We start from the raw sequence: 23,515 nt of genomic DNA, 5'->3' as shown, positions 1-23,515 counted from the left end.
AGCTAACCATAGCGAACTTTGGAGAGGAATCAGAGTGTCAAATAAGCCCGAAAATTCACACGGCCACTTTGTCAGTGCCTGCGAGCGTTTCAAGGAGAGGCATAACATCAGCCAGTTGGAACGCACCCTCGGCATGAAAAGCGGCGTGCTACACAACAAGCTCAACCAGGCATGCGAAAACCACAAACCGACAGCCATCGATCTTATCGCGCTGTACCACGCCACCGAAGGGGACGAAACCCTGATCGACGGCATGCTGATGGAATGCGGGCTGACCGCCATCGCCATCCCATCAGCGGAACGGGCGCCATCCCTCCCCCATCAAGCAATCGACCTCAATGCCAAGGTGGCCAGCATTGGCCAGCGGGCGCTGGAGCTGGCCGAGCGGGGACGTGTGTCGCGCACAGAACGCAACACCATCGTCAGTGTGGCTACCTCTGCAATGGGGTCGTTGGCACTGCTTATCCACGACATCGAAGCCCGCTTTCAGGCTGTGCCGACTGTCGCCTGCGCATCAGACCTCCTGATGCAAACCATGACCATGTAAGGGGAAACCCATGCAACAGCAACACATCAACCATGAAGAACGCAATCTGGCTGGCCTGACGCCAACAGAGCAAGTGGCCATGAACACCGCGGGCTGCATGCTGCTGCGCGAGATGTTCGGCAAGACCCGCAGCAGTCTGGACACAGACTGGCTGGCCATCAGCGCCGCCAAAAAAGCGGCCATCTGCACCATCGCCCGCCAGCCACGCGGCCAACTGATGACCGCAACCCTGTCAGCCCTGCCCCATGCGCAGCGCGAGGCGATCCGCCTGGCCGTGCTGGAGCTGGATTATCAGGGGGAGTTTCGCTGCGGCTGTGACAGCAAGGTATGGCATCCGGCACCGGTGACCACCCCAACAGGAGATATCGAAAGACTGAAAAAGGAACGGGCAGCACGGCTGCAACAACGGCGCGCCATTGCGGCGGGCATCGCGATCAGCCAACAAGGCCCGCGAGCGATCGGGCAATAAAAAGCCCGCTTAACGGAGCGGTAACTCCAAGCGGGCCTTCAGTAATCAATCCATAGGAAGAATCGACATGCAAACTTTAGCGATCCCCTGCGCTATGCGCAACCTTCGCATTCAACAACGTAAGCTTGCGGGCCGTTATGGCTCCCGTCTTAGCCAACATCCGGACGGTGTGGCGCTTATCGAGCGCTCCACTGCGCTGGCATGGGCCTCCCTGTTCAGTTGCATCACCCCCTGCACCACTTCACAAGGAGCCTGACATGAACGCGCCTATGACCGAGATCAATCTGCTGAACCACCGCGCCGCCAAGCGCCTGCGCCAGTTGCGGGAGCAGCTGAACCTGAGCCGCCCGAAGTTTGCCGACCTGCTGGGCATTCCGCCCACCACGCTCAAGAACTACGAGCTGGGATACCGCGAGATCGGCGGTGGCCTGCTTCTGCTGATCGCCAACCACCCAGGGCTGACCCAGTACACGGGCTGGCTGATGACTGGCATCAATGCCAACTGGCAACAGGGGGCATAACCATGGCCGCCGTTATCACTCGCCACACCGTTCCAAACATCAAGGCCGCCAGCGCCTATCTGGTGCAACAGGGTTACACCAACTGCGGCACAACTTGGCTGCGAGGACAGAACGGGTATGCCCGTATGGAGCGCCTGACCTCTGGCTCTATCCGAATCATCGAGGGGGTGGCATGAGCATCGATGCAATCCATATCGCCAAGCGCGCCGAGCTAGCCGTGCTGCCGCTGCTAACCGAGCTGTTGGCCAGTGGCGAACAGGAAAACCGGATCGCCCTGGGCGATCTCTACTCGGGGGATGAGTACATCCAGGTGCAACTGGTCGTAACCAGCCGCCCTGCAGATCTACTCGATGACGACTCCGTGATGGGGGATGAGGAATGAGCCAAGACCTGATGTTCCTTCGCTTGTTTAACGAGTTCGCGGCCGCAAACCCACAGGCTGCGGATGAATGGCTGTTCGCTGAGGGGCGAAGCGGTTTTACGTGGGATCTCGAAGAGGAGCGGCTGGTATTTCAGCCGCAAGACGATGCCGCTCAGGAGCCGGTTGATGACCTGCTGCCGTTTATGGATAACCCGTTCTTTATTGGCGTTGATATAGCCTCTGGCCCTGATGAAACCGTGTTTAACAAGCCAGTGGCCAATGAGCCGATCCGCCCTAATCGCCTGAGCGTTATCCGCATTAGCTTCTTTGTGCTGTGTCAGGACTGCCTGCGCCTCTCTATCTACTCCAGAGAGAAGCACGGCGAGCAAGAGTTCTGCCAGTGCGGAGGCCAGTGGTGCGGCTGTGAAAACTGCAATGAACAAGCGCTCCTACTGCTTCGCGGCGAGCGAGATCAAAACAAGCTGGGCCTGCAAGTCCCCATCTCAAGCTGGTCACCTGTGAACGGCTGCACTGTTGTAGGGGGTGCAGCATGAGCGACCTGTTTGAACTTGAGCCGCCAATTGATGAGCTGGGCAACTGCGAAGCAGGCCCTGCGCATCTGCAAGCTCCTGCGCCGGTAAGCCAGCTGACCAAGCACTGGGAAGTTGCCCAGGGCGAATTCATCAGCGCTGGTAGCGATGTCATGCGCAACCGCCAAGTGACCAAGGAGCTGCTGGCTCTGGGGGCCATCCGCGCCGTGTATTGGCTGGCCGTCGCCAGTGCCGAGCTGGCACTGGCCAAAGAGATCGCCGAGTGGTGGGCCGAATGCGAACCGCTCCACGGACTTGGGGAGACCATCAAATGAGCGCCATCAAACCGGAACGCCTCACGCTTGAAGCTGAAATCAAGGCTGACATTGCAACCATGTCAGACATTGCCGAGGTCTCACTGAGAACGCTTTGCCAGTACCAGTCCCTGCTCGTCACCATGCGGCGGGAAAATCATCCCTGCCCGCGTTGGGCCCGCCAGCGCCTGCTGTTTGAATGCAGAGAGGCGCGCACCGCATACCAAGAGGCATCAGAGACCATCGCGATTGAACGGCAGGAGTTGGTAGATCTGCGGCTTGATCGGGAGGGCCGTGCATGAGCTACCACCTGATCTCCGAGCTGCAAACCCGCGTCGATAAGTGGCGCGAAACCATGCTTGATGACGCCGCCCGCCTGCGCTACTACCAGCGCAACCTGCTGGAGATGCGCCGTTTCTCCCCGCGTCCGCATAACAGCATCACCCTGACCCTGCGCCAGTGCGCCGCAGCCAGGAAGATGATGAATCATGCCAGCAGAGCGCTGGCGTCCTGCAGAAGCAACATCAAAGAACTGTCGGGTAACAATCTCCAATGACCAACCAGAACGACAAAGGGCCAGCCGCCGAGGCTGGCCAACTTGGTTTTGCCATCTCTCGCCTACCAACGCCAAAGCGCAACCAGCTACCGCTGTCTAAAAAGGCCCTGCGGTCGCGCATCGATGCGCTCGCCAACTCGATGCCGGGCACCAAGCTGGAGGCCGCCTTTGTCGGCGCTCCTGGTGAATACGATCTGGTCTGGGCTGTGCAACTGCTCGATGGCCTACCCCCGCAGTTTACCCAGGTGCTGTTCAAGCAGTACGTGCGCCGCCGCAAAGATGGCACCGCCCGCAATTGCCGCAGCGCCAACATCTGGTTACGGGAGAGGGTGAAATGGGTTCGCTCTCTGGTGATGGCGCTGCCGGTCGATGCCCAGCAGCTGCGCGATGATGACGGCCGCAAGCGGGTCGCTCACCAGTTCGCCAACCAGACCGCGGCCATCTGGAAAAACATCGAGCAGAGCACCACCAAAGGTGAAGGGGATCTGATGGCGACATGGGAAGCCATCAAGCAGCCTGCCGACCAGTGGGCATTCATCGGCAAGATGCCGGACTTCAAAACCATCGAGGCGCGGAATAACTGGATCCTGAGCGTGATGGTGCGCCTGCTCTCTGCCAAGTGGTGGGAAAAGCGGGTAAACCGCTGCTGGGATCGGCTGCAGGAGCACATCGCCATTCTGCTGGGCAAGGTACGCAAGGGCGTCTCTGCCTACGTCTCGAACGCCACCATGAAAGTGGTGCGCGAGCGCAAGCGGGCCATGATGCGCTGGCTGGCCGAGTCGGAAGTGATGAACAGCCAGCACGATCTGGTGATATCGATGAAGGATTGCTGGGAGGCCAGCGTCTCCAACCCGGTCAACCGCCGCGCCGAAATGATGACCCGCATGCGCGGCTTTGAAGATTACGCCGAAGACCAGGGGCACGTCGGGGTGTTCTTCACCTGGACAGCCCCGAGCCGCTTTCACGCCTGGAAGACCGCCAGCAATGGCAAAACCATCGAAAACGACAAGTACCAGGGCGCCACCCCGCGCGAAACTTGCGCCTATTTGGGCAAGCTGTGGAGCCGTGCCCGCTCATATATGAAGCGCTGGGGGATGCCTGTCTATGGCTTCCGAGTTTGCGAGCCGCACCATGACGGAACCCCGCACTGGCACATGCTGCTATTTATGCGCAAATGCGACCGGAATGGGGTGATCGACACCCTGCAGCGTTATGCCCTGACCGATGATCGGCAGGAGCTGGAGCGTAGTAATCAGGGCGCTCCATTCACCGACTTCACTCCGCGTTTCGATTGGAAGGAAATCGATCCATCCAAGGGCGATGCCACCGGCTACATCGCTGCCTATATCGCCAAGAACATCGACGGTGAGCATGTGGATGGTGATGACGAGGCGGGAACCAAGGCTGACCAAGGCGCCCAGCATGCCTGCGCGTGGGCCAGTTGGTGGGGGATCCGCACCTTTCAACAGATCGGCGGTGCGCCTGTAGGCATCTGGCGCGAGCTGCGCCGCATCAGCAACGCCAAGAAGAATGGCGAACTGGTGGGGCCACCCAAGCCGGTGTTGCAAGACCCGCGCTTTGAGGCGGCCCGATATGCCGCCGATAACGCCATCTTTCGTTGCTACATCGAAGCCATGGGCGGCGCACTGGCTACCCGTGCCGAGCACCCCATCAAGCTGGCCCACCTCATCGAGGAGCAGGCCAACAGCTACGGCGAAGACATCAAACGCCTGATGGGGCTGCACTCCGCGCACTTGGGTATCAAGACCCGCCTGCAAGGATGGGAAGTGGTACCAGCAGGCACCTATGAGGCCGCCAAAGCCGCAGGGGCTGCCGGTGTGGGTGTGGGTTTAGGTGTTGCAGTTCAGTCGGGCGACAGCCCGGCTCCTTGGAGCTCTGACAATAACTGTACGCAGCCGGATCCAGAGGCGTTTGCGGATCAGTTAATGGCAGAGCAATGGGGTTTATCGCCCTTCTCCATAGGTCGTTTGCGCTCAGGCGCCAGCGTCAGCGTGGACGGTTTCAGCCTCTGGCTTGAGAACGGTCAGGTGCAATCGGGCCGAGCGATCCCGAGCGAGCCGGATTGGCAGCCAGAGGGCCAGCGGCCAGCCGAACAGGGCCAGCCGGATGAGTACGCGCTGCCGGAAGGCGATGAGGACTGGCCGATGCTGGTTGAGCTGTGCGGCAAGGTTTACCAGGCACAGGGCCATGCCGGGGCGTTCCGCTGGATCGAGATGCTGCCGGAGCCCTACCAGTCACACATGTGGGCAGAACTGGAGAAGCTGGACACACCGGAGTGGCTGCAAGAACAGAACGACTACAGCGAACAGGAGTGGGAAGCATCATGCCTGCGAGCGTGATGGTTTCGCATAGCTCCACATATAACGGCATGAGCTCCACACATAGCGAACAGAGCTCCACATATAACGGGGATAACGTGATGAAAACCACAGTAAGCCGCGAAGAGTACCGCCGCCTGGATAATCGGGTGACCTGCATTCTCCAGCAGCGCTGGCCAGCCAACGAGATCAGTCAGTGGGTGGGGATGCTCAAGGGCAAACAGCAGTCCATAGCCTGCGCCATCCTACGCCGCCGGCACCCTCGCCCCGCGCAGCTGGCTCTGCCGGCCATCGCCGACGAGGTACCGAACCCGTTTCAGGCCAGCACCAACCGACCCACTGTGCCGGTGCGATCAGCCGATGGCCGCACTGTTGGCCGCCGCCATATCGTGGACGGGCTCACCCCAGTGGCCATCGACCAGAGCGGCACCATCCGCTGCGCCGTCACTGGCCGCACCCTCTTTATCGCACCGGGCAGCCCCATCGACCGAGCCAACCCGGGCGCCGCCGAACATCTCAACAAAACATACCAGCCAACCCTGCACCAGGTAGTGGCTGACCATCGTCAAATCGAAGCAGGAGAGTAACCATGAATAACGTAATGCTGGATCTGGAATCCATGGGCAAAGGTCCCAGCGCGGCCATCGTCACCATCGGGGCCGTGTTCTTTGACCCGATGACCGGTGAACTGGGCGCCGAGTTCGAGGCGCATATCGACCTGCGCGACAGCGCCCAGTTCGGGGAGATCGACCCAGACACAGTGCTGTGGTGGTTGGGGCAGAGTGATGAGGCACGCAAGGCCATTGCCTATAACGTGGACGGCGAAAAACGGATGGCGCTGATTCAGGCGCTGCAAAAGTTTCAGGCATGGCTGCTGGCCAACGGGCAAGGGGACAAGCGCCCTTATGTGTGGGGTAATGGCGCGGGATTTGACTGCACCATCATGGCCAACGCCTATACAGCCGTGAACAAAAGGCACTTTGTTGGCTACTGGAACGGATTTAAGGATCGGGACGTGCGCACCGTTGTTGATATGGGGCGTGACCTGCTGGGCTTTGACCCCAAGAAAGATATGCCATTCGAGGGAGTGGCCCATCGCGCGCTGGATGACGCCAAGCATCAGGCTCGCTACGTCAGCGCCATCTATCAGCGGATGCAGGCAGCAGTGAACGGGTGCACGGTGGTAGGGGGTGCGGCATGAGAGACCCACGCAAATGGCCGAAGCCGGGTGATGTGATCACCCGCTTCGGTGTCACCAGGCTTGTGACAGCCACCAAGATGAACCGGCGCGGCACCCTCACCCATGTGGAGTATCGCCATCCGGAGTTTGACCTGCCAAAGAGAGAGGTCACCATCGCTAGCTGGCGGGCATGGGCCAAGCAGGATGCCATTGTGGTAAGGGCGGTGTGGCAATGAGCGACCACATCGACCCGCTCGGCATCATATGGCTGATCGGCCACGTGCTGTTTTATCTGATCGTCATTCCGGACTTGTGGCGCCGTTGCAGATGGGGAAGACAGAAGGGGGCAAGGGATGAATGACGCTACCAAGCGCAAGCAGGCCCAGCGGGCAAGACGGGCGGCTCTCGGTATCAAGCGGGTGGAGGTGGCGCTCTCAGAACGGGAGCGCCAGCAGCTGGACCACCTGCGTATCGCCAGGGCTGGCAGCGGTGAGCCATATTCAGCAGATGAGTACATCAGCACCCTGATCAGGCGAGACTGGGAGAAGTGGCTGGAGCAGGAGGCCGAACTGAAAACGAAGACCTGCCAGCACTGCGACTGTAAATTGCCGACCGGATGCGGCGGTACATTCAAGGGACAAGCATCGTGCTGGCACACCCAGGGCGACAAGACACTGGCCTTGTAATGGCGAAAATCGCGAAATGTGTCCGGTCACGCGCCAAGGAAGGTGCTGCTTTGATAGCATACCGTTTCAACCCCAAACGAGAACAATGATATGAAACGCGTTGCTGCAGCCAGCCTGTTGTTGCTGGCCACCTATGCCATGGCCATCAGTGCTACCGAAAAAACAGCGGTCATCGATCGCTGTAAAGACCAGATGAACCAATACGGTGCCACAATGGTGAAAGCATGTGTGGACCAGGATCTGGAAGCATATGAGCTGTTAAATGCCAATTACCAGCCCCATGAGAAGATCGTCAAGTTCTGCGTCAGAACAACCAAGCAATTCGGCTGGAATATGGTCAAAGCCTGTGCCGACCAGAATATTGAAGCGAGGCAGGCTATAGTGAGCAATCAAGAGAAATACGCAAAGTACGAAAAGATTCTGGACTCCTGCGCAGACAGGATGGGAAAGATAGGGGGGTGGGTCATGATCAAGGCCTGTACCGATCAAGATATCGAAGCCGAGCAGGCCCTCTCTCAATACTGAGCTTTTATACCAAGGCTTAGATAAAAATGTCGCAGCGGCCAGCCAAACACTAATACATCACCAGAAACAAAGAGGGCGCTATTGCGCCCTCAATCCGTTCAGTACCATTTGCCGCCCCTCTGGCGTGAGTGAACCAACAAGGTTCAGTACCAACTGGCTCGCCGTTCTCGATGAAGGGCTCAGGGGATGCGAATAAGAGAGGCACGCAACCCATGTGTGGCCGCACTCTGCATCTGTGCACTGACAATAAAGGTCAGAAACATCAGGGCTGAGCTTGTTGGTCTTGGTAATGCGACCACGTTGGCCACACTCTTTGCAATACACCCGCATCACATCCCCCTTTCTCTTATAAATCAACGATCTATTATGCCATGACATACTGTTTATTTATACAGAAGAACCGATAGTTTCCCGAAAATCGACCCACAGCGCGCGGGGCAGCCCGGCACTGTTGATGGAGTCCTTGATCAGTTCGCACAGTGGCAGCACCTCGTTGCGGGCATAGGTAGCGTCATACTTATCAGGGTCACCCAAGCCGCCGCCGCCATTGGTCGGGATGATACCGGCCAGCGCAGGCGGGTACCGGTGCGCCGTCAGCACATCCTGGGCGGTGATCCCCTTGATGGCTGCGAACTCGTCTTTGGTCGCGATATCCCCAACCGGGATCAGCTTGATGCCATCCGGCTTGCCTTCAGGGATGTTCACGAACATCGAGCGGAAGTTACCAACCCCCTTGGAGTTGGCGATCATCTGCTTCATCTCCTCCTCAGTTTCATCGTCCATGTTCGGGTCGGTGGTGTAGAAGATGAACCCCATGTGGGCGCCGTTGAGGAAGTATTTGCGGCGGAACAGGGTGGCATCCTGGTTGAGCAGGGCTGACTGCAAGCCGCCCAGATAGTCGGGCATGCCATAGACCTGCTGCTCTGGGTCATACTGGGCCAACCAAATCACATCCTCCGGCCGATAAACAAGATTAGGCTTGCCCTGCTGCAGATAGACAAAGCACCCGTCAGCCCGGCGGCGCAGATAGACGCTGGAAAGCGGGTGCAGCCCAACAACCTGGCCAAAGCCGTTGCGCAGCTTGAGCAGGCCGCCGTCACCAAATTGCACGTAGTTGTGCACATAGGCGGTGATGACATTGCGCTGGGTGGTGAAGCGACCCGCCACCATGTTCCGCCGCGCCATAAGGATCGCCCCGTGGTGAGCATTGGCCCGCGCCACCTTGGCCAGCCCCTTGCGGTCGATGGGAGGCTGGTAATATTCCCCATAGGGGTTGAAGAATACCCCGGTGTAATCGGTCATCCAGGCCGTGGGGTCGATGGCCTCCGCCGTGCTGAACATCACAGATGGACGAGGGGATGAGGTGGCCACCTGCTGGGCCGGTTTTTGCTGTCGTTTGGTCATGCTGCCTTCTTCTGCTGGCTGGTTACCCAGGTGGATTTACGTTTGCGGTTGGTATCGAGCGGCTCGTTGGCCACGGCGTGGGCGATGGCAAAAAACACGTCAGCGTGTCCGGTCACGTTGTCCCGAGCGGCGCGGAACGTCATCTGGCCGCCGCCGGTGGTGCTGCGCTTGATGGCGAGGAATGCCAGCGGGATATCCCGATCCGAGCCGTCCCACTCGATGCGGTTCGCCTCCACCACATCGATCATCTTGAGTACCAGCCGCGATTTGCTCTCGATGCTGTAGTTGATGGGGTGGCATACCCCTTTGAAGGTGGGCTTCAACAGGTCAAACACCCCGGAGCCGATGCCGGACACATCGACCCCTAGATAGGTGACCCTGAACTTCTTGGCGATGCGCACGATCTCCTGCGCCTGAAACTGGAAGTTGAGCCCGCGCCAGTAGTGCTTCTCCAACACACGGAACCGCTCACCGGCGACCATGGGCGGGGCAACCACCACAAGGGTGGCGTTGTCGCGGGTGCGGCTCGGGTCGTAGCCCATCCACACCTCGCGCCGTCCGAACGGGTCAGGCCGCCCGGGCTTGTAGTCCTCCCACCGGCTCGGGTCCACCCCTGCCCGCTCCATATCCTGGAACTTGAAAACCGACAGGGCATCATCGATAAACCGGCACATGTAGAGGCGATCGAACACCTCTTCGGGGTACTCGTCCTTGAGCTCCTCGATGTCGATGAGGTTGCAGCCAAGGCGAATGGCATCCTCGATGGTGATGACGTAACGCCACTGCCGATCGGGGCAGATGCGGCCGCCGTCGCGCAGCTCATCTTCACCAGGGAAATCGATGGCCACCCGGCTCGGGCGTTGCCCCTTCCAGCGATCCCCCGTCCAGAACCGGTACGCTTCGTGCACCTTGCTCGATGGCGTTGAAAAGTAGGTCTTGCGCCAGCGGCTCTGGGTCGCCATGGCGCTGGCCACGTCCGACAACTTCTCGAAGTTGGGGATCCAAAAATACTCATCGATGTAGACGTTGCCGGAACGGGACTGGGCGCTGTTGGAGTTGGTCGAGCAGAAGTGCAGCTCGGCCCCGTTCGACAGCACAATGGGGTTACCGGTCAGGGTTACGCCGAGGAAGGTCTGGGCAATCTTGCAGATGTAGGAGCGGAACACCTCTGCCTGGGCGCGGGTGGCTGACAGGAATATCTGATTGCCGCCGGTCAGTACCGCATCCTCCAGCGCCTCACCGGCGAAGTAGTAGGTCATGCCGATCTGGCGTGACTTCAATATGTTGCGGGTGCGAGGAAGTGCCGGGTCGTTCTTGGCCTCGCGGCAGCGCAGCTGATAGCCGAACAAGGTACCAAGCCACTCGGCAAAGTCTGCCTCGGTGAGGTGGCCGATCTCGTTCTTGGCCTTCTTGCCGCCCTTCCCTTTGCGGCCACCGCCATCCTGCCCGCCCCTGCTGCGCGGGGAACGGTCGGGGGAAGGCTCGTCACCGGATTCACGGCGGGCGGTCAGCGCCTGCTGGCGCTCGGCCAACTTGAGTGCCTTCTCTTTCAGGCTGACATGGTGCCCGACCAGTCGGTCGATTTCGTCGAGTTCTTCGGGGGTTTTCTTCTCTCGGCCCAGCAGAGAGTGCAGGCGGCGGGCAATGGCATCCTCCACCGCCTCTTCGGTCAGCAGGTCACGCCAGCCGTACTTCTCGGCCCAGAAGTAGACTACCCTGCAGGAGTTCAGGCCAAGTTCGTCCTTGATCTCCTGGGGTGTCCAGCGCTTAAGATAAAGCCCCCGCGCAGCATTGCGGATCTCTTCGGGATACGCCACGGCGCCTCCATCTTGTGAATGATGGCGCCATCATAGCCAGCCCCCCGCCCCCACTTATCGCCCTGATGTTCCAAGCAATTCGGATATCCCCATGGATCCGAATCGCCTTGAACACAACCGGATGAATACCCCTTGCCGACCCGATAGCCTGAGCCCGTATCAATTGGGAGCAGGCATGAACACATCAACCTTGAGAACTGGCTGGGTCTGCATCGCCACCGAAGGCACAACCGTCGATGGTCGGGAGATTACCGCCGCTTGGCTGACTGACATGGCCGAGACCTACGATCCGGAATACTACACCGCACTGATTTGGCCTGATCATGACCGCTGGTCGAACTTCGGCTATGTACAGGAACTGAAGACAGAAGTCGTGGATGGCAAGCTCAAGCTGTTCGCTATCCTGAGCCCGACCCGTGATCTGGTTTATTACAACCAGGTTGGCCAATACCAATTCTGTTCCATCGAGCCGCAAGAGCAATTTGCCGATCTGGGCCGCACCTACCTGCGCGGCCTCGGCGTTACCGATGAACCAGCCAGCACCGGCACCACCCACCTGAAGTTCAAAGACAAGAGTGGCAAATCTCGCCTGATTGGCACTAGTGAGCCGCTGGATCTCTCCACCTTCAAACTGCCAAAGAACGAAAAAGCCGACGGTCTGATCACCAAGTTTTTCAGCTTCTTGGCCAGCCATGGTGAACAGGAAACCAAACCAACCCCCAGCCATCCAGAGGATGAGGAAATGACCAAAGAACAGTTCGACCAGTTGCTGGGAGCCGTCAACGGCCTTGGCTCCAAGATCGAAGGATTTAGCGCAAAGCTGGAAGCAAAGCCGGAGGTAACGACCGATCCGGTGACTGAACCGAAAGAAGAAGACGACAAGTTCAGCAAGCTGAACGAGACCATCACGGGTCTGGCAGCCACCGTCGGCGAGCTGAAAGGCCAGATCGACAAGTTCTCCGTTGAAGTGGATGGCCAGCGCCCGAGTCCACTGGGCGGTGACGACTCCACCTATCAAGTTTGCTAAGGAGCATTCAGTGAGCCAAACCCTGACCGTTCAGGCCGAACAGCGCCTGAACAAATACTGCGATGCCCTGGCTAAAGCCTATGGCATCGACATCACCAAGCTGGGCAAACAGTTCAGCGTCACCGGGCCGGTTGAGACGACCCTGCGCTCTGCCCTGCTCGCCTCCGTCGAGTTCCTCGGCATGATCACCTGTCTGGACGTAGACCAGATCAAGGGCCAAGTGGTGCAGGTCGGCGTCGGCAAGCTCTATACAGGTCGTAAAAAAGGCGGGCGCTTCAAGGGCAAGGTCGGCGTGGATGGCAACACCTACGAGCTGACCGAGACCGACTCCTGCGCATCTCTGGACTGGTCAACCCTGTGCACCTGGGCAAATGCCGGTAGCGAAGGCGAGTTCATCAAGCTGGTTGGCGAGTTCGTCAACACTGCATTCGCTCTCGATATGTTGCGCGTTGGTTGGAACGGCGTCTCTGCCGAAGAGAACACCGACCCTGATGCGCACCCGCTGGGTGAAGACGTCAACAAGGGTTGGCACCAGATCGCCCGCGAGTGGAACGGTGGCAGCCAGATCATCAAGGCGGAAGCGGGCAAGAAGATCTACTTCGACCCGGACGGCAAGGGCGATTACAAGACCCTGGACGAGATGGCCTCCGACCTTATCAACACCACTATCGATCCGCTGTTCCAGCAAGACCCGCGTCTGGTGGTGCTGGTAGGTACCGATCTGGTGGCGGCAGCTCAGGCCAAGCTCTACAGCGAAGCCACCAAGCCGAGCGAACAGATCGCCGCCCAGCAACTGGCCAAGTCCATTGCCGGTCGCAAGGCGATGATCCCGCCGTTCTTCCCGGGCAAGCGGATGGTGGTCACCACCCTGGACAACCTGCATTGCTACACCCAGCGCGGTACCCGCAAGCGCAAGGCAGAAGATAACCAGGACAGCAAGAGCTTCGATAACCAGTACTGGCGAATGGAAGGCTATGCCCTGGGCGAGCACAAAGCCTACGGCGGCTTTGAAGAGGCAGACATCGTGATCGGTGCCGATCCGGCAGCGGTTGCAGCACTCGCCGCGCCTGCGCAAGAGCCCGGGGCGTAAACCATGAGCTCACCCGGCCAACGCCACAAGCAGCGAGTGCATGCCATGCAGGGGGCCGAACAGGCCGCCTGCACTGGCGTGGCCACCGGTGCGGTGGCTGACAGCCTGCACCTGCAAATGATTGCCCTGGAACAGGACATCGTTCGCTTGCGCAAGCTGGCCCGCATTGGGGATCGGGTGAACATGAAACGCGACGAGCTGATGCCCAAATACCGCCCCTATGTGGAGCGGTATCTGGCCAGCGTGGCCGAGTCCGGCCAGTCCTACCAGAACGAGCTGTTTCAAAGGCTGGTGATCTGGGCCTTTGATGTGGGCGACTTCGACACCGGCATCGCCTGGGCAGAGCTCGCCATCAAGCAGGGACAGCGCACCCCGAACAACTTCAAGCGCGACTGGGCCACCTTCGTGGCAGACACCGTGCTGGAGTGGGCCGAGAAGAACGCCGCCGAAGGCCATGCCGTCGAGCCCTGGTTCTCCAGGGTATTCGACAAGGTGCGCAACGAGTGGCGCCTCAACGAAAAGCTGACTGCCAAGTGGTTCAAGGCGGCGGGTTGCCTGCTGCTGCGCGACCAGGACGGCCAGCCACGACCGAGTGCAGTGGGTGACAGCGCCACCCTGGAACAAGCAGCCCACTGGCTGCTCCAGGCCGAGAAGCTGCACCGCAAAGCAGGGGTTAACACCCTGCTGCTCAAAATTGCCATGCGCCTGCGGGCGCTCAATCCGGAGCAATAAGACTCTCCGCGCCACCGCACCCCGGCGGGGAGGATAGGCAAGCCGCAAGGCCACCGCCGAATCCTGTGATCCGTGGCTTCAGGGGTGCACCTATTCAACCAGCGAGGTCACTGATGTTTGCAGGCAAGGATATCGACTACAGCGCCGCCACTATCCGCAATGACGGGTTCTGGCCAGATGTGGCCGTGGCCGACTTCGAGCGCCGCCGCGCCCTGCCTGCAGACCTCGACCAACAGACCACAAGCGCCGCCCTGCTGGCTGCCGTCTCTGAAATAAACCTGCAACTGGCGATGCGTCAGGCCGCGCTGATGGCCGAGGGCTACGCCAGCGCCGCCAAGGTGCCGGGGCCGATCCTTGAGGGCGGCACCAATGCCCTGACAGAGCAGTATCTGGCTGCAGTGTTTGCCCGTGCCAAAGCAGCCTTGCTGCCGGAGTTCGCCAGCGTCACCGAACGGGCCGCCGCAAACAACCAAGTAGAGCGATCCCCAGACCAACGCGCCCAACTTCTGGCCGAGAGTCAGCAACTGGTGCGCAGCATCAAGGGCAAGCGCCGTGCGGGGGTGTCGTTGATATGAGTGACGGCATGAACGAACAGCAGGCACAGGGCTATTTCCTCCACGCTCTCCACGCCGAGATCCTGCGGGTGCTGCCAGCCAAGTGCCACAAGCATCTGGATAGCTGGATGGAGAACGGCACCATCCGGCTGGAGCCAAAGAACATGGGCCCCACCGGATTTGATGTGGCATGGCTCACCTATCAGGCGGTGTTCACCGTCGAGCAACTGCCGTTTCGCGAGCTGGATCCGGCCATCGTGCTGGCCTCGGTGGCCGCCTGGGTGCAGGAGCATGACGATTTTCGCGAGCAGTTCGAGCTGGCCGATCCCGAATACGCCGTCACCCCGAACGATGAGAAGACCGCCGATCTCGAGATCCAGCTCGCCTTTACCGAGCCGCTGCGCCTGATCGAACACCCCAAGGGCCCCATCAACTGGATGGGCAAGAGCTGGAACGTGGCCCCGTATGAAATCTGGGTGGCAGACCATATCGACCTGAACGTCGGTGACACCGGCCATCACCAGATCGGTGACCCGTCATGATCACCGTATCCCTAGATTACAAAGGGGTAAAAGAGCAGCTCAAATTGCTGGCGTTGCCACCAAAAAAACGGCAGCGCTTGGTGTGGCGGGCCGCAGAGTCTCTCAAGAAGTTAGCTGCTCGCAATGTACGCCAGCAGAAAAGCCCTGACGGCACCAGCTGGGCCCCACGAAAAAGGGGTAAACGCAAGCTATTGCAGGGCCTACCAAAGTCATTGGTCATCCATGAACCAAGTGCAGTTTGGCCAGAGCTATTCATCCGTTTTGGCAAAGGGAACTACAAAACCACCGGAGGTAAAGCGATTCATGCCGGAGTGGTTGCCGCCAGCCATCAACATGGTTTCTCTCAAACAGTCAGCGCTGAAAGCAGAAAAAAAATTGCGCCGAATGAGGCTAGCAGAGGCAAGCCAGCTACCAAGGCACAAGCTCGCAAGCTACGGGAACTGGGGTTCAAGCGGCCGGGCAAGCGCAAAGGCAAATACCGCTCAGCCTCCATTGGCTGGATAACCGAGAACATCAATTACCCCCAAGCGGGGTTGTTGATCAAGAAGCTCAAGGGCGACCCCAGAAAGCAAAGCTGGAATATCACGGTTCCTGCCCGCCCGTTCCTCGGCGCCAATACCAAGCAACGAGAGCAAGCCTTTGCCCGCGCCCTGCAAAGCATCAACTACGGCTGGGACGTCAACAAGCAAGAGATGAAGAGGAAATAACGCCATGTGGCCTTATGTACAGATCAACAACTTGAACCAGATGCAGGGGCCCGTGACGGAAGTCGAGCGCCACCTGCTGTTCATCGGCACCGCGCCGACCAACACCGGCAAGCTGCTTTCGCTCAACACCCAGAGCGACTTCGACAAGCTGCTGGGCGAGGCCGACAGCGAGCTGAAAACCAACCTTCAAGCCGCCATGGTCAACGCCGGTCAGAACTGGACGGCTGCCGCCTTTGTGCTGCCCACCGACATGGACTGGAAAGATGCCGTCCGTGAGGCCCAGAAAACCCAATCCTTCGAAGGGTGCGTGGTACTGGGTCAGGAGTGGGACGAAGCGAAAATCAACGCCGCCCACGCACTCAACCAGGAGCTGATCGCCAAGTGGGGGCGCTGGCAGTTCATGCTGCTGGTCGTGGCGGGCATCGTCACTACCCTCGAAGGCGGCCAGGACTGGAGCGAATACGAGGCCAAACTGGTCGCGCTGCAAGATGGCATCAAGGCGGAATCCGTCACCCTGCTGCCGCAGCTGTGGCCGAACCTCGCTGGCGCCTATGCCGGTCGCCTGTGCAACCGTGCGGTGAGCATCGCCGACAGCCCCGCCCGGGTGAAAACCGGCGCCATGGTGGGCCTTGGCAACAAGCCGAAGGATAAAGAGGGCACCGAGCTGCCGCTGGCCACCCTGCAAACCCTGGAACAGAACCGCTATTCGGTACCGATGTGGTACCCGGACTATGACGGTATCTATTGGGCAGATGGCCGCACCCTGGACGGCGAAGGCGGCGACTACCAGGTGATCGAAAACCTGCGGGTGGTCTACAAGGTAGCCCGCCGGATGCGCCTGCGCGCCATTGCCCGCGTCGCCGATCGCTCCTTCAACTCCACCCCTGGCAGCACCGCCGCCGCCATCATGTACTTCGGCAAAGACCTGCGCGAGATGGCCAAGGCCGTCACCATCAACGGCCAGCTGTTCCCGGGCGATATCGCCTCACCCAAGGATGGCGATATCACCATCAAGTGGACGGCCAAGAACTTGGTCTCCATCTACGTGGTGGTGCGCACCGTGGACTGCCCCAAGGGGATCACCGTCAACATCATGCTCGATTTGAGCCTCAACAACGGGGAGGGCTAACCCATGACCAGACGCATTTCAGGCCAGAGCTTCGATACCGAACTGATGGGCGCCATGGTGCACGTCGAGAAGGCCAGCCTCACCATCACCGACAACAGCGCAGTGGCGCAAACCCGTGGCATCCCTGACGGCTATGTCGATGGTGACGTGGCGGCCGAGTGTGAGTTCGAGCTCGATTCAAAGAACTTCACCCTGCTGTGCGATGCGGCCAAGCGGGCCGGTAGCTGGCGCGGGATGAAGCCTGACGATGTGCTGTTCTACGCCGACACCGGTGACGAAACCATGAAGGTAGAGGCCTTCGGCGTGAAGCTGCAGATCTCTGACCTGCTGGATGTAGACCCCAAGGGGGGCAGCAAGGGGGTGCACAAGATCAAGGGTTTCGTCACCTCCCCCGACTTCGTTCACATCAATGGCGTGCCGTACCTCTCCGAAGACGACACCCGCCACATGAAGGGCTAACGGATGGATCTGATCGACCGTGCCACCCAACACGCCGAGCGGATGCTGGCGGCCCAGTTGGATAACCAGCTCGGCCGCAGTCATCACCAGGGCGAGAGCCTGTACCACTGCGAGGAGTGCGGTGATCCGATCCCGGAAGCGCGCCGCCTGCATGTGCCGGGTGTGCGCCTGTGTGTCAGTTGCAAGAGCCGCGCAGAACGGCGCGGGCAATAACGAGAACGGGATATGAACCCTATGCCAAACAAAGACCCCACCCTCTGGGCCGCCCTGCTGGCCTGGTTGATGGATAACTGGCCCGCCGTTTCCGGGGCTCTGCTGGCGTTGAGCATTTCATTTATGCGCATCACCTATGACGGCGGCAGCGGGCGCCGCCGCCTGATCGAATCAACCATGTGCGGCCTGATCACCTTGGCCGCCGCATCCGGTACCACCCTGCTCGGCGTCCCCTATGAGGCGGCCCCGTTTATCGGCGGTGTGGTGGGGCTGCTCGGGGTAGACATCATCCGCGAGCGGGCCAAGTTGGTGTTCAACAAGAAGGAGGAGGGATGATGGCTCTGCGCTGGATTAACGAGGCTCGCAAGTTCTTGGGCCTGAAAGAAATCAAAGGGTCGAAGCATGCTCAGGAAATTCTGGACATGTGGAAAGCCATCAAACGGGGCGGCATCCGAGACGATGAAACCCCGTGGTGCGCCGCTTTCGTGGGCGCTTGCCTGGAACGGGTTGGCATCCAGTCTACCCGCTTCGAGAGCGCCAAAAGCTATCTGGGTTGGGGCGAAAAACTGGATCGCCCGGTGCTCGGCTGTGTGGTCGTGTTCAGCCGTGACGGCGGCGGCCATGTGGGCTTCGTGGTCGGAAAGTCACCCTCTGGCAACTTGCTGGTGCTGGGTGGCAACCAAGACGATGCCGTGAACGTGAGAGAGTTTCCGCTCAGCAGAAAGCCAAGTTATCGCTGGCCGCTCAATGAGCAGCTGCCAGTGGGTGATCTGCCTGTTGGCACTCCGGCCCAGCTGTCGATGGGTGAAGCATGAACATCATCAAGGAGTTGTTCTCCAACGTGCTGTTCGTACTGGTGCTGGTCCTGCTGGTAACCATACGAGCAGGCTATGGGGTGCTAAAAGAACGCACCAAGGCGCTGGCTGATGCCGACAGCACCATCAGCACATTGCAGTTGGCTAACCAGTTGATGGCCGAAGACCTCGAAACTCTTTCGAAGAAGGAATCGGGCTTGCGCGCCCTGCTTGAACACCAGAACGCCGCCTTGGCCGATCTCGACCAACAGAACAGGAAGACCGCCGATGAACTGCAACAAGCCTTGGCCACGCCACCGGAAGGCCGCCCGAACTGCGCTAGTGAGCCTCTGCCTGTTGGCGCTCTGCGCCTGCTCCAGCCAGCCACAGACCGTAGTGCAAACCAAGGTGGTCAAGCGGCTACCGCCGCCGGGGCTGGTGCCAAACTGCCCGGAACCTGAATTCATGGGGAGCACCTACGGCGATGCCGTGCGATTTATCCCCACCATGCAGACGGCTATGCGCCGCTGCCAAACCCAAATCAACACCCTGAACCACTGGATTGAACAAGAGGAAACCAACCAATGAGCAAGAAAATCGTCCTGACCGTTGCCGGTACCGACATCAGCTTTGAGCCGACCATGGTGGCCTACAACGGCTTTATCAACGACATGATGCCGAGCGACAAGGTGGCACCGGCTCACAACTACCTGAAAAAGATCGTCTGCCAGGAAAGCAAAGAGGCGCTCGATGAGCTGCTCAAGCGCCCGGGTGCTGCGTTGCAGCTGGCTGGCGCCATTAACCAGCAGTTCGCCCCTGATCTGGAAATCACAGTAAAAAACTGACGGCGCGCGCCGAGGCCATCGAGCGCAACCAACTGGAGCAGGTGCTGGCGCTGCGGCGCCACTACCTGCCCCACGAAGATGACGATATCGACAGCCTTGCCCGCGCCATCTGGTTAGACAAAAACGCAAGAGAGTCCAACGCCGCCGCCGTGGCCGAGGGCATCGCCAAAGCATTCAACGGATAACGACCTATGGCCTGGATGGAAAAATTGATGATGCAGGTGGCTTTGGTGGATCAAGTCACCAAGCCCCTTGCTGGCATCAATGCCCAGATGGACAAGGTCAGCAAGGCAGGCCGTCAGGGCTGGAGTAGCATGGCAATGGGGGCCACCACGGTGGCCGCCGGTGGCATGGCGATCCAGTCTGCTCTGGGCCCAGCCATCGAAATGGATCGGGCGCTGGGTGAAGTAGCCTCGCTCGATGTGAAAAAGGATGTGCTCGGGGCGTTGGGGCGCGAAGCACTAGCCCTATCGGTAAAGTACGGCGAATCGGCAACCGAGATTGTCCGTTCCTCCTACGATATCCAGTCGGCGATCGCGGGGCTGGAGGGCAACGAGTTGCCCGCCTTTACCCGCGCCTCCACCACGCTCGCCAAGGCGACCAAGGCCGACACCGCCACCATCACCAACTACATGGGCACCATGTACGGCATCTTCGAGCAGCAGGCCAAAATGATGGGTAAGGCCAACTGGGTGGAAGACTTGGCAGGCAAGACCGCCACTGCGGTGCAGATGTTCAAGACCACCGGCCAGGGCATGGCCGATGCGTTCGGGGCAATCGGGGCAAACGCTACAGCCGCTAATGTCTCAATGGATGAACAGTTCGCCGTGCTCGGCATGCTGCAATCAACCATGAGCGGTGGCGAAGCGGGCACAAAATTCAAGGCTTTCTTGGCTGGGGTGGGCAACGCCCAGAAGACCCTCGGCATGCAGTTCACAGACTCGGCGGGCAACATGCTGCCGGTGCTCACCGTGCTGGAGAAACTAAAGGCTCGCTATGGCGAAACCATGAGCGTGGCAGAGGGGGACGAGCTCAAGAAGGCATTTGGTTCTGATGAAGCGGTCAGCATGGTCAAACTGTTGATGACCAACACCAAAGGGCTGGCCACCAACATCAACGCGCTGGCAAACACCCATGGTATGGGCAAGGCAGAGCAGATGGCCGCCGCCATGACAGACCAGTGGCAGCGGGTAGAACAGGCGTGGTTCGCCATCCGCGCCGCTGCGTTCGGGGTGGTGCTGCCCGCCATCAATGCCGTGGTGGGCACCTTTGCCGATGGCGCCAACGATGTGCTGCGCTGGACACACCTCTTCCCGAACCTGACCAAGCTGATCAGCTATGCCGCGCTGGCCATCGTGGGTTTGAGCATGGTGACCGGAACTTGGATGCTGGTTGCCGGGGTAGCCAAGCTGGCCACGCTGGGGCTGGGTATTGCCTGGTCAATCATCATTGCCCCGCTCAACCTGCTGAAAGCGGGCCTTGTGAGTTTTAGGGCGATCTTGTTCGCGGTGAATCTAATGATGGCCGCTAATCCCGCTGTGTTGCTTGCCTATGTAGTTGGGACTGTATTGGTAGCAGCCATTGGAGCGGTCATCTACTACTGGGACGACCTGAAAAAGACCTTCTCTGACTGGGGCGTGTTCCAACTGCTCGGCAAATCCATCGACTGGCTGATCGACAAGCTGAACATGATCCCGGGCGTCAACATCGAAGCGGGCTCTATGCCTGATCTGAACCTGCCGAACCCTGCCAATATCAACGCCCCGCTCGCTCGCTATCGCGAAGGGAGCAATGGCTCAGGAATTCCGTCCGGTGGGCTTGGCCAGCAGCTGATCCAGGCCAACGCAGCCGCCACCACCGCCAACCAGAAACCGGCAAAAGCCCTGAGCATCGGGGAAGTTCATAACCACTTCCAGAACCCGATGACCCCTGAGCAGATGGCCGAAAACGCATGGCTGGAGACCCCGTGATGAGTGATGCCAAGTACATCGATATCTGGGTAGTAGACGGGGCATGGCAGCTGGATGCCGGTGGCCAACCCCGTTACACCCAAGACCGCCACAGCATCGGTCAGGACATCAAGCACCGGATCATGGAGTCAGGGCTGGCCAGCAAGCTGATCGGCGAGCGCAGCCCCACCCTGCGAGCCGATGTGATGACCGAAATCGAGCTGCTGGTCGAGAACGACACCCGGCTGATCCCCGGCACCATCGTGATCAGCGAAGAGGCACCCGACCGCATCCTGGTCACCGCCCGCACTTATGAATTTGGCGATCTGGAGGTAACCCTGTGAACCTGCGCCCAACCGTGGATTTTATGGCCCTGCTGGCAAAAAGCGGGGTACCGACAACCGAAGAGGCCATGGAGGTCGAGCTCAAGAAGGAAGTCGAGGCCGCCGGGTCGCTCATCACCAACGACAGCGATGTGAGCCCCTTCTGGCGGCTGGTGCGCGCCGTGGTGATTACCCCGGCGCTATGGCTGATCCGCACTCTGTTGGCGGGCCATGTGCTGCCTGCCGCCTTTGCCGCGACCGCCAGCGGCAAGTACCTCGACCTCAAGGCGTGGGATGTGGATCTCACCCGCAAGGCCGCCCAGAAGACCCGCGGGGTGATCAGCTTCACCAAGACCAATCCGGCCGCCGCTGTCACCATTCCGGATGATGTGTGGGTGACCACCGAGCGCAACAACGGCACCATCTACCGCCTCAAGCCTGTGCAGGCCGTGGTGAGCCCAGCCGGTGAGGCGGTTGCCAAGGTGATCTGTGAGGCCGAGTTCGCCGGGGTGGCCTGGAATCTGGCCCCCGGCTACTACAATCTGCTGAGTCAGCCGATCGACGGCATCCTGTCGGCCCGCAACTCGGAACGGGAGTGGATCACCACCCCGGGCGCCGATGAAGAGAGCAACGATGCGCTGGCGCTGCGCATCCAGAACCAGTTCTCGGCCACCGGTCGCTATCACATCGATGCCATCTATCGCTCCATGCTGGCCAGCGTGGCGGGCATCAGTGCCGATCACATCGTGTTCGAGCATGACGCCCCTCGCGGCCCAGGCACCGCCAACGCCTACATCATGCTGGAAGTGGGAACCACCCCAGCAAGTCTGGTGGAGCGGCTCAACGACTACGTGGCCAACCAGGGCAACCACGGCCATGGGGATGATCTGCTGGTGATGGCGATGCCGGAGGTCGAGCACGACCTGCATCTGCAGTTGTGGCCGGTGGCGAACCTGTCGGACGAGCAGCGGGCCGATCTGCTGGCCGGTGTCAAGGCGCTGATCCGGGCGGCATTCCGCCAGTCGGCTGATTATCCGCAAGTGACCCGCACCTGGCCGCAGTCGCGTTTCTCCCTGAGCCAGCTGGGCCGCGAGCTGCACCAGGCATTCCCGCAGATTGCAAGCCTCGACTTTGCCGAGCGCGACATTGTCGCAGGTCTCGAGATCCCGCGTCTGGCCGAGCTGGAGGTGCTGCTCAATGACTAAGCAAGGCAAGCCGTTCAATCACCAGCAGGAGGCGCCGCAGCTGCCGCCCGCCTCCGCGCCGTGGTGGGAGGATGGTCAGACCATCGCTGACGGGGTGCGGGAACCCGCATTTCTGGCCCGGGGGATCATGGCCTTCTGGCAGAGGATGCGCGGCTGGCTGCTGCAGCCACTCACCCAACAGGACGCGCTGACCTGCTCCGAGTCCATGCTGGCCCTGCTGGCGTGGGAGCGGGATATCAAGCGCTTCAAGGGGGAGCCGCTTTCCCTCTATCGCAAGCGGGTCAAATACGCCTTCGTCAATGCCCGCGATGCGGGCGAGGTGGCCGGATTCAAGCGCATTTTCGAGCGGCTCGGCATCGGTTGGTGCGAGCTGCACGAACGCCAGGAAGGCGAACCATGGGACGTGATCACCATCGAGGTGGCTGACAGCGACCTGACCGAAAACCAGACATTGATGGAGACCCTGATCCAGCACTACGGCCGCACCTGCCGCCGCTACCGCTTCCAGGTGCTCTATCCGGCGACAGCTTATCTGCACTCATCCCGTATCGAGATGGGGCAAGAGGTGTTCGCCGCAACCCTCAATAAACCCGCCTGCAAGCGCTACGTGCGAGCAGGAAAGATTGACTTCATTCAACACGTTTACGGGGCCACCCTGCCCCGCAAGGAGACTGCGCGATCAGCCAGGTAATCACCA

At 60.1% G+C, this 23,515-nt stretch carries 39 protein-coding genes; 36 read left to right on the top strand and 3 right to left on the bottom strand.

Annotation, left to right across the window (positions count from 1 at the left end):
* Nucleotides 1–34 precede the first annotated feature (34 nt).
* The 17 genes from ACTG2J_RS02980 to ACTG2J_RS02900 all read left to right on the top strand — a co-directional run bounded on the left by ACTG2J_RS02980 (nt 35) and on the right by ACTG2J_RS02900 (nt 8,028).
* The gene (locus tag ACTG2J_RS02980; protein WP_439997176.1) at nt 35–547 is read left to right on the top strand and encodes a phage regulatory CII family protein; all 513 of its coding nucleotides are present in this window, start codon (nt 35–37) and stop codon (nt 545–547) included.
* A gap of 10 nt (nt 548–557) precedes the next feature.
* Entirely contained in the window at nt 558–1,016 is a 459-nt protein-coding gene (locus ACTG2J_RS02975) for a hypothetical protein (RefSeq protein ID WP_439997175.1), read from the top strand.
* Nucleotides 1,017–1,083: 67 nt separating this feature from the next.
* Complete coding sequence (locus tag ACTG2J_RS02970; RefSeq protein ID WP_128830362.1) at nt 1,084–1,272, top strand: hypothetical protein; 189 nt, start codon at nt 1,084–1,086, stop codon at nt 1,270–1,272.
* A 1-nt stretch (nt 1,273) separates the two neighbouring features.
* Entirely contained in the window at nt 1,274–1,537 is a 264-nt protein-coding gene (locus ACTG2J_RS02965) for a helix-turn-helix domain-containing protein (protein WP_439997173.1), read from the top strand.
* A gap of 2 nt (nt 1,538–1,539) precedes the next feature.
* Nucleotides 1,540–1,713: a hypothetical protein gene (locus tag ACTG2J_RS02960; RefSeq protein ID WP_368227663.1), complete on the top strand. Its 174-nt coding sequence runs from the start codon at nt 1,540–1,542 to the stop codon at nt 1,711–1,713.
* Nucleotides 1,710–1,919 carry a hypothetical protein gene (locus tag ACTG2J_RS02955; protein WP_019838929.1) on the top strand — a complete coding sequence of 70 codons (210 nt, stop codon included), beginning with the start codon at nt 1,710–1,712 and terminating at the stop codon, nt 1,917–1,919. Before ACTG2J_RS02960 ends, ACTG2J_RS02955 begins: the two co-directional genes overlap by 4 nt.
* Complete coding sequence (locus ACTG2J_RS02950) at nt 1,916–2,452, top strand: hypothetical protein (RefSeq protein ID WP_439997171.1); 537 nt, start codon at nt 1,916–1,918, stop codon at nt 2,450–2,452. The genes ACTG2J_RS02955 and ACTG2J_RS02950 overlap by 4 nt, the downstream gene beginning before the upstream one ends.
* On the top strand, nt 2,449–2,763 hold the full coding sequence (locus ACTG2J_RS02945) for a hypothetical protein (protein WP_439997170.1): 315 nt from the start codon (nt 2,449–2,451) through the stop codon (nt 2,761–2,763). The genes ACTG2J_RS02950 and ACTG2J_RS02945 overlap by 4 nt, the downstream gene beginning before the upstream one ends.
* Complete coding sequence (locus tag ACTG2J_RS02940; RefSeq protein ID WP_439997169.1) at nt 2,760–3,044, top strand: hypothetical protein; 285 nt, start codon at nt 2,760–2,762, stop codon at nt 3,042–3,044. The genes ACTG2J_RS02945 and ACTG2J_RS02940 overlap by 4 nt, the downstream gene beginning before the upstream one ends.
* Nucleotides 3,041–3,298, top strand: a complete 258-nt coding sequence (locus tag ACTG2J_RS02935) for a hypothetical protein (protein WP_439997168.1) — start codon at nt 3,041–3,043, stop codon at nt 3,296–3,298. Before ACTG2J_RS02940 ends, ACTG2J_RS02935 begins: the two co-directional genes overlap by 4 nt.
* A complete protein-coding gene (locus ACTG2J_RS02930; protein ID WP_439997167.1) occupies nt 3,295–5,658 on the top strand; it encodes a replication endonuclease in 2,364 nt (787 codons plus the stop codon). Before ACTG2J_RS02935 ends, ACTG2J_RS02930 begins: the two co-directional genes overlap by 4 nt.
* A gap of 80 nt (nt 5,659–5,738) precedes the next feature.
* Nucleotides 5,739–6,224, top strand: a complete 486-nt coding sequence (locus ACTG2J_RS02925) for a hypothetical protein (protein WP_439997165.1) — start codon at nt 5,739–5,741, stop codon at nt 6,222–6,224.
* A gap of 2 nt (nt 6,225–6,226) precedes the next feature.
* On the top strand, nt 6,227–6,838 hold the full coding sequence (locus ACTG2J_RS02920; RefSeq protein ID WP_439997164.1) for a 3'-5' exonuclease: 612 nt from the start codon (nt 6,227–6,229) through the stop codon (nt 6,836–6,838).
* Entirely contained in the window at nt 6,835–7,053 is a 219-nt protein-coding gene (locus ACTG2J_RS02915) for a hypothetical protein (RefSeq protein ID WP_439997162.1), read from the top strand. The genes ACTG2J_RS02920 and ACTG2J_RS02915 overlap by 4 nt, the downstream gene beginning before the upstream one ends.
* Complete coding sequence (locus ACTG2J_RS02910) at nt 7,050–7,178, top strand: hypothetical protein (RefSeq protein WP_256042919.1); 129 nt, start codon at nt 7,050–7,052, stop codon at nt 7,176–7,178. The genes ACTG2J_RS02915 and ACTG2J_RS02910 overlap by 4 nt, the downstream gene beginning before the upstream one ends.
* Complete coding sequence (locus ACTG2J_RS02905) at nt 7,171–7,503, top strand: hypothetical protein (protein ID WP_439997160.1); 333 nt, start codon at nt 7,171–7,173, stop codon at nt 7,501–7,503. The genes ACTG2J_RS02910 and ACTG2J_RS02905 overlap by 8 nt, the downstream gene beginning before the upstream one ends.
* 90 nt (nt 7,504–7,593) lie before the next feature.
* On the top strand, nt 7,594–8,028 hold the full coding sequence (locus ACTG2J_RS02900) for a hypothetical protein (RefSeq protein WP_439997159.1): 435 nt from the start codon (nt 7,594–7,596) through the stop codon (nt 8,026–8,028).
* Nucleotides 8,029–8,106: 78 nt separating this feature from the next.
* Here ACTG2J_RS02900 and ACTG2J_RS02895 read toward each other — a convergent pair whose 3' ends face one another.
* Genes ACTG2J_RS02895 through ACTG2J_RS02885 form a run of 3 tightly spaced genes read right to left on the bottom strand, consistent with a single transcriptional unit; the run spans nt 8,107 to nt 11,249 of the window.
* Complete coding sequence (locus ACTG2J_RS02895; protein ID WP_082037449.1) at nt 8,107–8,358, bottom strand: ogr/Delta-like zinc finger family protein; 252 nt, start codon at nt 8,356–8,358, stop codon at nt 8,107–8,109.
* A 57-nt stretch (nt 8,359–8,415) separates the two neighbouring features.
* On the bottom strand, nt 8,416–9,432 hold the full coding sequence (locus ACTG2J_RS02890) for a phage portal protein (protein ID WP_421179694.1): 1,017 nt from the start codon (nt 9,430–9,432) through the stop codon (nt 8,416–8,418).
* On the bottom strand, nt 9,429–11,249 hold the full coding sequence (locus ACTG2J_RS02885; RefSeq protein WP_439997158.1) for a terminase large subunit domain-containing protein: 1,821 nt from the start codon (nt 11,247–11,249) through the stop codon (nt 9,429–9,431). The genes ACTG2J_RS02890 and ACTG2J_RS02885 overlap by 4 nt, the downstream gene beginning before the upstream one ends.
* A gap of 175 nt (nt 11,250–11,424) precedes the next feature.
* Here ACTG2J_RS02885 and ACTG2J_RS02880 point away from each other — a divergent pair, with 175 nt between their 5' ends.
* From ACTG2J_RS02880 to ACTG2J_RS02790, 19 genes are all read left to right on the top strand, one after another.
* On the top strand, nt 11,425–12,276 hold the full coding sequence (locus tag ACTG2J_RS02880) for a GPO family capsid scaffolding protein (protein ID WP_439997157.1): 852 nt from the start codon (nt 11,425–11,427) through the stop codon (nt 12,274–12,276).
* A gap of 10 nt (nt 12,277–12,286) precedes the next feature.
* Entirely contained in the window at nt 12,287–13,366 is a 1,080-nt protein-coding gene (locus ACTG2J_RS02875; RefSeq protein WP_439997155.1) for a phage major capsid protein, P2 family, read from the top strand.
* Between the two features lie 3 nt (nt 13,367–13,369).
* Nucleotides 13,370–14,098: a terminase endonuclease subunit gene (locus ACTG2J_RS02870; RefSeq protein ID WP_171279749.1), complete on the top strand. Its 729-nt coding sequence runs from the start codon at nt 13,370–13,372 to the stop codon at nt 14,096–14,098.
* A gap of 113 nt (nt 14,099–14,211) precedes the next feature.
* Nucleotides 14,212–14,673, top strand: a complete 462-nt coding sequence (locus ACTG2J_RS02865) for a head completion/stabilization protein (protein ID WP_439997154.1) — start codon at nt 14,212–14,214, stop codon at nt 14,671–14,673.
* The gene (locus tag ACTG2J_RS02860; protein WP_439997153.1) at nt 14,670–15,194 is read left to right on the top strand and encodes a phage tail protein; all 525 of its coding nucleotides are present in this window, start codon (nt 14,670–14,672) and stop codon (nt 15,192–15,194) included. The genes ACTG2J_RS02865 and ACTG2J_RS02860 overlap by 4 nt, the downstream gene beginning before the upstream one ends.
* A complete protein-coding gene (locus ACTG2J_RS02855) occupies nt 15,191–15,901 on the top strand; it encodes a phage virion morphogenesis protein (protein WP_439997151.1) in 711 nt (236 codons plus the stop codon). The genes ACTG2J_RS02860 and ACTG2J_RS02855 overlap by 4 nt, the downstream gene beginning before the upstream one ends.
* Before the next feature lie 4 nt (nt 15,902–15,905).
* Nucleotides 15,906–17,030, top strand: coding sequence for a DUF2586 domain-containing protein (locus ACTG2J_RS02850; RefSeq protein ID WP_439997150.1), 1,125 nt, complete (start codon nt 15,906–15,908; stop codon nt 17,028–17,030).
* A gap of 3 nt (nt 17,031–17,033) precedes the next feature.
* Complete coding sequence (locus tag ACTG2J_RS02845; protein WP_439997149.1) at nt 17,034–17,489, top strand: phage protein; 456 nt, start codon at nt 17,034–17,036, stop codon at nt 17,487–17,489.
* A 3-nt stretch (nt 17,490–17,492) separates the two neighbouring features.
* Nucleotides 17,493–17,702: a TraR/DksA family transcriptional regulator gene (locus ACTG2J_RS02840; RefSeq protein WP_017782570.1), complete on the top strand. Its 210-nt coding sequence runs from the start codon at nt 17,493–17,495 to the stop codon at nt 17,700–17,702.
* Nucleotides 17,703–17,723: 21 nt separating this feature from the next.
* The gene (locus tag ACTG2J_RS02835) at nt 17,724–18,038 is read left to right on the top strand and encodes a phage holin, lambda family (protein ID WP_049045767.1); all 315 of its coding nucleotides are present in this window, start codon (nt 17,724–17,726) and stop codon (nt 18,036–18,038) included.
* A complete protein-coding gene (locus tag ACTG2J_RS02830; RefSeq protein ID WP_439997148.1) occupies nt 18,035–18,517 on the top strand; it encodes a TIGR02594 family protein in 483 nt (160 codons plus the stop codon). The genes ACTG2J_RS02835 and ACTG2J_RS02830 overlap by 4 nt, the downstream gene beginning before the upstream one ends.
* Nucleotides 18,514–18,957 (top strand): hypothetical protein, encoded by a 444-nt coding sequence (locus ACTG2J_RS02825; RefSeq protein WP_439997147.1) that lies wholly within the window; start codon nt 18,514–18,516, stop codon nt 18,955–18,957. Before ACTG2J_RS02830 ends, ACTG2J_RS02825 begins: the two co-directional genes overlap by 4 nt.
* The gene (gene lysC / locus ACTG2J_RS02820; RefSeq protein ID WP_439997146.1) at nt 18,839–19,084 is read left to right on the top strand and encodes an Rz1-like lysis system protein LysC; all 246 of its coding nucleotides are present in this window, start codon (nt 18,839–18,841) and stop codon (nt 19,082–19,084) included. Before ACTG2J_RS02825 ends, lysC begins: the two co-directional genes overlap by 119 nt.
* On the top strand, nt 19,081–19,341 hold the full coding sequence (locus ACTG2J_RS02815) for a putative phage tail assembly chaperone (RefSeq protein ID WP_216993494.1): 261 nt from the start codon (nt 19,081–19,083) through the stop codon (nt 19,339–19,341). The genes lysC and ACTG2J_RS02815 overlap by 4 nt, the downstream gene beginning before the upstream one ends.
* A gap of 41 nt (nt 19,342–19,382) precedes the next feature.
* On the top strand, nt 19,383–19,526 hold the full coding sequence (locus ACTG2J_RS02810; RefSeq protein ID WP_162837654.1) for a DUF6890 family protein: 144 nt from the start codon (nt 19,383–19,385) through the stop codon (nt 19,524–19,526).
* Between the two features lie 6 nt (nt 19,527–19,532).
* Nucleotides 19,533–21,311, top strand: coding sequence for a phage tail tape measure protein (locus ACTG2J_RS02805; RefSeq protein WP_439997145.1), 1,779 nt, complete (start codon nt 19,533–19,535; stop codon nt 21,309–21,311).
* Entirely contained in the window at nt 21,311–21,634 is a 324-nt protein-coding gene (locus ACTG2J_RS02800) for a DUF2590 family protein (protein WP_016352032.1), read from the top strand. The genes ACTG2J_RS02805 and ACTG2J_RS02800 overlap by 1 nt, the downstream gene beginning before the upstream one ends.
* On the top strand, nt 21,631–22,818 hold the full coding sequence (locus tag ACTG2J_RS02795) for a baseplate J/gp47 family protein (protein WP_439997143.1): 1,188 nt from the start codon (nt 21,631–21,633) through the stop codon (nt 22,816–22,818). The genes ACTG2J_RS02800 and ACTG2J_RS02795 overlap by 4 nt, the downstream gene beginning before the upstream one ends.
* Entirely contained in the window at nt 22,811–23,509 is a 699-nt protein-coding gene (locus tag ACTG2J_RS02790; protein ID WP_439997142.1) for a phage tail protein, read from the top strand. The genes ACTG2J_RS02795 and ACTG2J_RS02790 overlap by 8 nt, the downstream gene beginning before the upstream one ends.
* Nucleotides 23,510–23,515 lie beyond the last annotated feature (6 nt).

This window comes from Aeromonas sp. 6P (assembly GCF_051919525.1).
GTDB lineage: Bacteria > Pseudomonadota > Gammaproteobacteria > Enterobacterales > Aeromonadaceae > Aeromonas > Aeromonas veronii.
The sequence above is the reverse complement of the archived record's forward strand: the minus strand, read 5'-3'. Positions and strand labels throughout refer to the sequence as shown.

Coding starts and splice junctions, on each gene's coding strand:
- ACTG2J_RS02975 (WP_439997175.1), top strand. CDS start 558: ATGCAACAGCAACACATCAACCATGAAGAACGCAATCTGGCTGGCCTG.
- ACTG2J_RS02970 (WP_128830362.1), top strand. CDS start 1,084: ATGCAAACTTTAGCGATCCCCTGCGCTATGCGCAACCTTCGCATTCAA.
- ACTG2J_RS02965 (WP_439997173.1), top strand. CDS start 1,274: ATGAACGCGCCTATGACCGAGATCAATCTGCTGAACCACCGCGCCGCC.
- ACTG2J_RS02960 (WP_368227663.1), top strand. CDS start 1,540: ATGGCCGCCGTTATCACTCGCCACACCGTTCCAAACATCAAGGCCGCC.
- ACTG2J_RS02955 (WP_019838929.1), top strand. CDS start 1,710: ATGAGCATCGATGCAATCCATATCGCCAAGCGCGCCGAGCTAGCCGTG.
- ACTG2J_RS02950 (WP_439997171.1), top strand. CDS start 1,916: ATGAGCCAAGACCTGATGTTCCTTCGCTTGTTTAACGAGTTCGCGGCC.
- ACTG2J_RS02945 (WP_439997170.1), top strand. CDS start 2,449: ATGAGCGACCTGTTTGAACTTGAGCCGCCAATTGATGAGCTGGGCAAC.
- ACTG2J_RS02940 (WP_439997169.1), top strand. CDS start 2,760: ATGAGCGCCATCAAACCGGAACGCCTCACGCTTGAAGCTGAAATCAAG.
- ACTG2J_RS02935 (WP_439997168.1), top strand. CDS start 3,041: ATGAGCTACCACCTGATCTCCGAGCTGCAAACCCGCGTCGATAAGTGG.
- ACTG2J_RS02930 (WP_439997167.1), top strand. CDS start 3,295: ATGACCAACCAGAACGACAAAGGGCCAGCCGCCGAGGCTGGCCAACTT.
- ACTG2J_RS02925 (WP_439997165.1), top strand. CDS start 5,739: ATGAAAACCACAGTAAGCCGCGAAGAGTACCGCCGCCTGGATAATCGG.
- ACTG2J_RS02920 (WP_439997164.1), top strand. CDS start 6,227: ATGAATAACGTAATGCTGGATCTGGAATCCATGGGCAAAGGTCCCAGC.
- ACTG2J_RS02915 (WP_439997162.1), top strand. CDS start 6,835: ATGAGAGACCCACGCAAATGGCCGAAGCCGGGTGATGTGATCACCCGC.
- ACTG2J_RS02910 (WP_256042919.1), top strand. CDS start 7,050: ATGAGCGACCACATCGACCCGCTCGGCATCATATGGCTGATCGGCCAC.
- ACTG2J_RS02905 (WP_439997160.1), top strand. CDS start 7,171: ATGAATGACGCTACCAAGCGCAAGCAGGCCCAGCGGGCAAGACGGGCG.
- ACTG2J_RS02900 (WP_439997159.1), top strand. CDS start 7,594: ATGAAACGCGTTGCTGCAGCCAGCCTGTTGTTGCTGGCCACCTATGCC.
- ACTG2J_RS02895 (WP_082037449.1), bottom strand. CDS start 8,358: ATGCGGGTGTATTGCAAAGAGTGTGGCCAACGTGGTCGCATTACCAAG.
- ACTG2J_RS02890 (WP_421179694.1), bottom strand. CDS start 9,432: ATGACCAAACGACAGCAAAAACCGGCCCAGCAGGTGGCCACCTCATCC.
- ACTG2J_RS02880 (WP_439997157.1), top strand. CDS start 11,425: ATGAACACATCAACCTTGAGAACTGGCTGGGTCTGCATCGCCACCGAA.
- ACTG2J_RS02870 (WP_171279749.1), top strand. CDS start 13,370: ATGAGCTCACCCGGCCAACGCCACAAGCAGCGAGTGCATGCCATGCAG.
- ACTG2J_RS02865 (WP_439997154.1), top strand. CDS start 14,212: ATGTTTGCAGGCAAGGATATCGACTACAGCGCCGCCACTATCCGCAAT.
- ACTG2J_RS02860 (WP_439997153.1), top strand. CDS start 14,670: ATGAGTGACGGCATGAACGAACAGCAGGCACAGGGCTATTTCCTCCAC.
- ACTG2J_RS02855 (WP_439997151.1), top strand. CDS start 15,191: ATGATCACCGTATCCCTAGATTACAAAGGGGTAAAAGAGCAGCTCAAA.
- ACTG2J_RS02850 (WP_439997150.1), top strand. CDS start 15,906: ATGTGGCCTTATGTACAGATCAACAACTTGAACCAGATGCAGGGGCCC.
- ACTG2J_RS02845 (WP_439997149.1), top strand. CDS start 17,034: ATGACCAGACGCATTTCAGGCCAGAGCTTCGATACCGAACTGATGGGC.
- ACTG2J_RS02840 (WP_017782570.1), top strand. CDS start 17,493: ATGGATCTGATCGACCGTGCCACCCAACACGCCGAGCGGATGCTGGCG.
- ACTG2J_RS02835 (WP_049045767.1), top strand. CDS start 17,724: ATGCCAAACAAAGACCCCACCCTCTGGGCCGCCCTGCTGGCCTGGTTG.
- ACTG2J_RS02830 (WP_439997148.1), top strand. CDS start 18,035: ATGATGGCTCTGCGCTGGATTAACGAGGCTCGCAAGTTCTTGGGCCTG.
- ACTG2J_RS02825 (WP_439997147.1), top strand. CDS start 18,514: ATGAACATCATCAAGGAGTTGTTCTCCAACGTGCTGTTCGTACTGGTG.
- ACTG2J_RS02815 (WP_216993494.1), top strand. CDS start 19,081: ATGAGCAAGAAAATCGTCCTGACCGTTGCCGGTACCGACATCAGCTTT.
- ACTG2J_RS02805 (WP_439997145.1), top strand. CDS start 19,533: ATGGCCTGGATGGAAAAATTGATGATGCAGGTGGCTTTGGTGGATCAA.
- ACTG2J_RS02800 (WP_016352032.1), top strand. CDS start 21,311: ATGAGTGATGCCAAGTACATCGATATCTGGGTAGTAGACGGGGCATGG.
- ACTG2J_RS02790 (WP_439997142.1), top strand. CDS start 22,811: ATGACTAAGCAAGGCAAGCCGTTCAATCACCAGCAGGAGGCGCCGCAG.